Origin of the sequence: Methylobacterium sp. E-041 (assembly GCF_022829665.1) — a bacterium.
GTDB lineage: Bacteria > Pseudomonadota > Alphaproteobacteria > Rhizobiales > Beijerinckiaceae > Methylobacterium.
The window spans coordinates 1-1,095 of sequence record NZ_JAKSYQ010000049.1; the positions used below are offsets into that span (position 1 = coordinate 1).

1 protein-coding gene is annotated in these 1,095 nt (G+C 68.0%); it reads left to right on the forward strand.

Annotation, left to right across the window (positions count from 1 at the left end):
• The coding region (locus tag MKK70_RS03455; RefSeq protein ID WP_243945834.1) for an IS110 family transposase at positions 1-953 on the forward strand (953 nt) is incomplete at its 5' end.
• Positions 954-1,095: the final 142 nt, after the last annotated feature.

A 1,095-nucleotide genomic window follows, 5' to 3' on the forward strand; every position in this document is an offset into this window, starting at 1 on the left:
TCGTCGTTCGCAAGGCGCTACGCCGGGCGCAGGTCGTGCCGTTCTTCGCCAAGCTGCCTCGATGCCTGGTCGGCATGGAGGCGTGCGGAACGTCCCATCACTGGGCCCGGGAACTGACGAAGCTCGGCCATGAGGTTCGGCTGATGCCGCCCGCTTACGTGAAGCCGTATGTGAAGCGCGGTAAAACCGATGCGAACGATGCCGCTGCCATCTGCGAGGCGGTGACGCGCCCGAGCATGCGCTTCGTGCCGGTGAAGTCGACCGAGCAGCAGGCAGCGCTGGCGCTGCACAGGACGCGCGACCTGCTGGTCAAGCAACGTACGCAGTTGGTGAACATGATCCGCGGCCTGCTCGCCGAGTTCGGGATCGAGATGGCGCGGGGCCTGCGGCACGCGCTCGAACTGGCAGCCCGGCTCTCGGCCGGAGACGCAGCCGAGGTGCCACCACTGGCGCAACGCGTGGTGACCGGGCTGGCCGATCAGATCGGCGCCGTACAGATCCATCTCACCCGGCTGGAGAAGGAGTTGTTGGCCTGGCATCGGGACAGCGACCTGTCACAGCGCCTGGCGACGATCCCCGGTGTCGGCATCGTCTCGGCAACGGCGCTGGCCGCCTCAGTGAGCGAGCCCGAGCGCTTCCGCTCCGGTCGGCAGTTCGCAGCTTCGTTGGAGCTGACACCGCTGCAGAACTGCAGTGCCGGCAAAGAGCGCATGGGCCGGATCTCGCGCATGGGCGACCGCTATCTGCGCCGCCTGCTCGTGGTCGGCATGACCTCTCTGGTCCGGCGCGCGAAGGCTGCGCCGACGTCGGTCGACCCACGGCTGCCGGCGCTGCTCCAGCGCAAGCCAGTGCGCGTGGTAACCGTTGCGGCGGCCAACCGCACCGCACGGGTCGCCTGGGCGATCATGACCCGCGGCGGCACCTACCGCGCACCAGCGGCCACGGCCGCCTGACAGCAGGAAGGGGAGCACTTTTCCGAGTTGCGAGGACGATGAGAGTTGATGGCGAACCGGTCAGACCGGGAGCCGGGACACCCCGCTGAATGTCCAGAGCATCATAGCCCGCAAAGCAGAGTGGGACCCAGCTCGCGGATAC